This is a genomic window from Saccharopolyspora sp., assembly GCF_017434145.1.
Lineage (GTDB): Bacteria > Actinomycetota > Actinomycetes > Mycobacteriales > Pseudonocardiaceae > Saccharopolyspora_C > Saccharopolyspora_C galaxeae.
The window spans coordinates 1-5,180 of the sequence record NZ_JAFRFW010000578.1 but is presented as its reverse complement, the minus strand read 5'-3'; the positions used below and the strand labels follow the sequence as shown (position 1 = coordinate 5,180).

Annotated in this window: 4 protein-coding genes and 1 pseudogene; 4 read left to right on the top strand and 1 reads right to left on the bottom strand. The window is 70.3% G+C overall.

Features of this window, described 5'->3' with window-relative positions:
• The 4 genes and pseudogenes from IJH84_RS16045 to IJH84_RS16030 all read left to right on the top strand — a co-directional run.
• Positions 1 to 352, top strand: a pseudogene (locus tag IJH84_RS16045) (hypothetical protein); the annotation flags it as partial.
• A gap of 162 nt (positions 353 to 514) precedes the next feature.
• Positions 515 to 1,747, top strand: a complete 1,233-nt coding sequence (gene manA, locus IJH84_RS16040) for a mannose-6-phosphate isomerase, class I (RefSeq protein WP_295145846.1) — start codon at positions 515 to 517, stop codon at positions 1,745 to 1,747.
• A 127-nt stretch (positions 1,748 to 1,874) separates the two neighbouring features.
• Entirely contained in the window at positions 1,875 to 2,810 is a 936-nt protein-coding gene (locus IJH84_RS16035) for a cation diffusion facilitator family transporter (RefSeq protein ID WP_200073532.1), read from the top strand.
• 302 nt (positions 2,811 to 3,112) lie between these two features.
• Complete coding sequence (locus tag IJH84_RS16030; RefSeq protein WP_200073533.1) at positions 3,113 to 4,627, top strand: amino acid permease; 1,515 nt, start codon at positions 3,113 to 3,115, stop codon at positions 4,625 to 4,627.
• 332 nt (positions 4,628 to 4,959) lie between these two features.
• Here IJH84_RS16030 and IJH84_RS16025 read toward each other — a convergent pair.
• Positions 4,960 to 5,180, bottom strand: a 221-nt coding sequence (locus tag IJH84_RS16025; RefSeq protein ID WP_295145844.1) for a hypothetical protein, incomplete at its 5' end; no start/stop codon positions are given.

The following is a 5,180-nucleotide window of genomic DNA, read 5'->3' as shown; positions in this document are numbered from 1 at the left end:
GATGGCCTGCGATGCGGTCGGCTACCAGCAGGCGGTGGCGCGTCCCGCGTTGTACCGGCAGGCGGCGGAGGCCGGTTCGGACGTGTTCGCCGACCCGGACGAGGTCTCGGCGGCAGCGCACCGGATCTTCCTGGTCAGCGCCCGCTACGACGCTCACGCCGAAGCGGCGGAGCGGGCCGCGGTGCAAGCGCTGCCCAGCGCCGACCTGATCAGCCCGGGCGAGGCGGTGCGCGACGACGCGGTGTTGCGCTCGGCGCTGCTGGCCGCGCGGTTCGACCTGGCCGCGGTCTACCTCGGCTTGGCGACGGGCACGCTGGGCGGGCCCGGCAGGCAGGCGCTGGCGGTGCACTGACCGGCGGTTCGCGCTGTGCTGCCGGAATCGACCCTGGTGCAGTGCTTACGCGAGTGGGCTTAAAGCGAGTGAGCTCATAGCGAGTGGGCTCGAAGCGAGTGGACGGCGCGGCGGTGCCGCGGTTCGCGTCCGAGGAGAGCCGCGAAGGAAGCGAGAACGACTGTGGAGTTACTGCGGAACGCGGTGCGCCCCTACGCGTGGGGCTCGCGTACCGCTATCGCGGATCTGCTCGGGCGGCCCGTCCCCACCCCGCATCCGGAGGCCGAGCTGTGGATGGGCGCGCACCCGGGCGATTCGTCGAAGCTGGTGCGCCCGGACGGCACCGAGGAGTCCTTGCTGCAGCTGCTGGGCGCCGACCCGGCGCACCACCTCGGCGCGGAATGCACCGGCCGCTGGGGCCACCGGCTGCCGTTCATGCTGAAGGTGCTCGCCGCCGACGAGCCGTTGAGCCTGCAGGCGCACCCGTCGGCGGAGCAGGCCGCGGAGGGCTTCGAGCGGGAGGAACGCGCCGGGCTGCCGCGCAACGCCCCGGACCGCAACTACCCGGATCCGACCGCGAAGCCCGAGCTGATCTGCGCGCTGACCGAGTTCCACGCGCTGGCCGGCTTCCGCGACGCGCACCGCACCGTGCGGTTGCTGGGCGAACTGGACGTGCCGAGCCTGCGCGCGCACACCGGTCTGCTGGCCGCCCAGCCGGACGCGGAGGGGTTGCGCGCCCTGTTCACGACGTGGATCACGCTGCCCGAGCACTACCTGCGCGAACTCATGCCGGAGCTGTTGGACGCCTGCGTGCGGCACGTGCGCGAGCACGGCGAGTTCGCCCTGGAATGCCGAACGGTGCTGGAGCTGGGCGAGGCGTACCCGAACGACGCGGGCGTGCTGGCGAGCCTGTTGCTGAACCGGCTGGTGCTGCAGCCGGGCGAGGCGATCTTCCTGCCCGCCGGGAACCTGCACGCCTACCTGCACGGCACCGGTGTGGAGATCCTCGCGAACTCGGACAACATCCTGCGCTGCGGGTTGACGCCGAAGTACGTCAACGTGCCGGAGCTGCTGCGGGTGCTGGACTTCACCTGCGCGGACATGCGGGTGCACAAGGGCGAGTCGCTGGACGCGAACCTGACCGTCTACCGGACGCCCGCCGAGGAGTTCGAGCTGTCCCGGGTGGACTGGTCCCCGGCGGCTTCGGCACCGGTGCGGCTGGACTCGGGCGGCCCGCAGATCGTGCTGTGCACCAAGGGCGGGGTGCGGTTGCGCGCGCAGGACGGTTCGCTGCCGGATCTTCAGCTGGCCAAGGGCGAGTCGGTGTGGCTGGCCGCGTCCGACCCGGCGGTGCTGGCGACCCCTGCTTGCGTGGACGGCACCGCGCAGATCTTCCGCGCGGCGACCGGCAATTGAGGGCTGTTCGCCCGGTACGCGCGGATCCGCGGATACCGGCTCGGCGCCACGGGGCGCGCAGGTACATTCCCAGGCAACTCGTGACGATCTAGGAACTTCGGCGATCTAGTGGTTGGGGAGCGACATCGTGTCAGCAGGCGGCGGTACCAAGGCGATCCTGGCGGCCCTGTCCGCGAACGCGGGCATCGCGGTGGCCAAATTCGGCGGGTTCCTGTTCACCGGTTCCTCGTCGATGCTGGCGGAGTCGGTGCACTCGGTCGCGGACACCGCCAACCAGGGCCTGCTGCTGGTGGGCAAGAAGACCTCGCAGCGCAAACCGACCGAGGAACACCCGTTCGGCTACGGCCGGGACCGGTTCTTCTACTCGTTCGTCGTGGCGCTGCTGCTGTTCAGCCTCGGCTCGGTGTTCGCCCTCTACGAGGGCTTCCACAAGATCGAGCACCCGGAGCCGTTGACCAGCCCGCTGGTCGCGGTGGTGATCCTGCTGATCGCGATCGGGCTGGAGACCTACAGCTTCCGCACCGCGATCATGGAGTCCCGCGAGCTCAAGGGCGGGCTGAGCTGGTGGCAGTTCATCCGGCAGGCCAAGACCCCGGAGCTGCCGGTGGTGCTGCTGGAGGACGCAGGCGCGCTGCTCGGCTTGGTGTTCGCGCTGGGTGGTGTGGGGCTGAGCGTGCTGACCGGTAATCCGGTCTTCGACGGCATCGGCACGATGGGCATCGGCGTGCTGCTCGGCGTGATCGCGGTCGTGCTGATCGTGGAGACGAAGAGCCTGCTGATCGGGGAGGGCGCCGCCCCGGCCGTGCTGGACGACATCGTCGCCGGGCTGCGCGGTGACCGGGTGCGCAAGGTGATCCACATCCGCACCCAGTACCTCGGGCCGGACGAGCTGCTGGTCGCGGCGAAGATCGAGCTGGAGCCCGCGCTGCCGGTCGCGGACGTCGCCCTGGAGATCGATGCCGCGGAGGCCCGGGTGCGGGAGAAGGTGCCCGCGGCCAAGCTGATCTACCTCGAGCCGGACCTGGACCGCACGTCCGAGCAGAAGACCGCGAAACAGGACTGATCCGACCGCGCGACGAATGCGATCGGCCGCTTCTGCCCGGACCCCGCCGTCGCTTTCGCGGAGATCGCGGGAATACCGGGAATTTGTTCAGCCCCCGCGGCGCCTACCTGCGACGGCGCGGGTCGTGTGTGCGCAATGTGATCGATCGGTAGCAATCGGACGATCACGGTGTCCGCCGGGTGGCCGGAGCGGTCACAGAGCATTAACGAATGGTGCGGCCCACACTGTTTTTCAGCGCTTCCGGTGCAACACTCCCGCGTTAGGGTGCGTTCCACCATTCGGGTTGGAAGAGGAGGGCGACAGTGCCAGGAACTGGGCTGTGGCGGACCAAGTCGGTCGAGCAATCGATCAAGGACACCGACGAGCCGGACACCAAGCTGCGCAAGAACCTCGGCGCTTGGGACCTGATCGTGTTCGGTGTCTCGGTCGTCGTCGGCGCGGGGATCTTCACCCTCGCCGCGTCGACCGCCGGGGACATCACGGGGCCGTCGGTCTCGGTGTCGTTCTTGATCGCCGCCATCGCGTGCGGGCTCGCCGCGGTCTGCTACGCGGAGTTCGCCTCCACCGTGCCGGTCGCGGGCAGCGCCTACACCTACTCCTACGCGACGTTCGGCGAGTTCATCGCGTGGATCATCGGCTGGGACCTGATCCTGGAGTTCGCCGTGGCGGCAGCGGCGGTGAGCAAGGGCTGGTCGACCTACCTGCAGCAGGTGCTGGGCCTGATCGGGCTCGAGGGCGCGCAGACGAAGTTCGACCTCGGGCCGTTGCAGTTCGACTGGGGCGCGCTGCTGCTGGTCGCGATCCTGACCACGGTGCTCGCGGCGGGGACCAAGCTCTCCGCGCGAGTCAGCCTGGTGATCAGCACCCTCAAGGTGTTCGTGGTCCTGCTGGTCGTGGTGGCGGGTCTGTCCTACGTCAACTCCGACAACTACTCGCCGTTCATCCCGCCGGCGCAGGGTGCGGTCGAGGACGCCTCGAAGCTGGACCAGTCGCTGCTTTCGCTGCTGCTCGGCGGCACGACCAGCAACTTCGGCGTCTTCGGCCTGCTGGCGGGCGCTTCGCTGGTGTTCTTCGCGTTCATCGGGTTCGACGTGGTGGCCACCACCGCGGAGGAGACCCGCAACCCGCAGCGGGACGCCCCGCGCGGCATCTTCGGCTCGCTAGCCATCGTCACCGTGCTGTACGTGGCCGTGGCGATCGTGGTGACCGGGATGGTCAACTACACGCAGCTGGCCACGCAGGGCGATGAGAAGGCGACGCTGGCCACCGCGTTCCAGATCCACGGCGTCACCTGGGCGGCGAGCGTGATCACCGTCGGCGCGCTGGCCGGTCTGACCACGGTCGTGATGGTGATGTTCCTCGGGCAGGTGCGGATCCTGTTCGCGATGTCCCGCGACGGGCTGCTGCCGCGCGGGCTGGCCAAGACCGACGAGGAGCGCGGCACGCCGGTGCGCGCCACCGTGCTGGTCGGTGTCGTGGTGGCGCTGGCGTCGGCGTTCTTCCCGGCGGACAAGCTCGAAGAGATGGTCAACGTCGGCACGCTGTTCGCGTTCATCCTGGTCTCCGCCGGGGTGATCGTCCTGCGGCGTTCCCGGCCGGACCTGCCGCGCGGGTTCCGGGCGCCGCTGGTGCCGTTGATCCCGGTGCTGGCGATCATCTCCTGCCTGTGGCTGATGCTGAACCTGACCGCGCTGACCTGGGTGCGGTTCGTGGTGTGGATGATCGCCGGCGTGGTGGTGTACTTCCTGTACGGCCGCAACCACTCGCGGCTCGGTGCGCGCCAGCGCGGTGAGGTCTCCGCGGGCGGCTCCGTCTGAGTTCCGCTGCGACACGGCCCCGCTCACCCGGTTCGGGTGGGCGGGGCCGCTTGTTGTTCCGCAGCGTCTCCGCCGCGAGCCGCGCATCGCAGCTTCGCCCGGGGTGAACGACCTGTTCGCCCGTTCTTGTCGGACCAGCGGTCCGTTCGCCCCGGAACGGACCCTGCTGATCAGGTGGTGTGCGGGCGCGTCGGCCCGTTGCGGCGGGCCAGCCGTGCCGGGAAAGTGCGAACCGTTCGGGACGAGCCGTTCGAAGGAGCCACCGGGCGCGCGGCGTCCGCTCCGTTCCGCGCTCGCTCGCGGATGTGGGCGCGGGCCGACCGCCCAGCGGCTCAGTCCGCGCGCGGAGCGGTGCGCTGGGCACCGCCGCGTTCCCACGGGGCGACCCGGCCGCGCGGCTCGGTGATCTCCGGCAGCTCGGAACGCTCCGGAGCGTCCGGCTGCGGCTCGTCCGCCGCGTCGTTGTCGAGCAGTTCCGGGAGCGGATCGTCGACCGGCGCCTCGGCTTCGGCCACGGCCGTCGACGTCGCGGCGGGCTTCGCCTGCCCGTGCT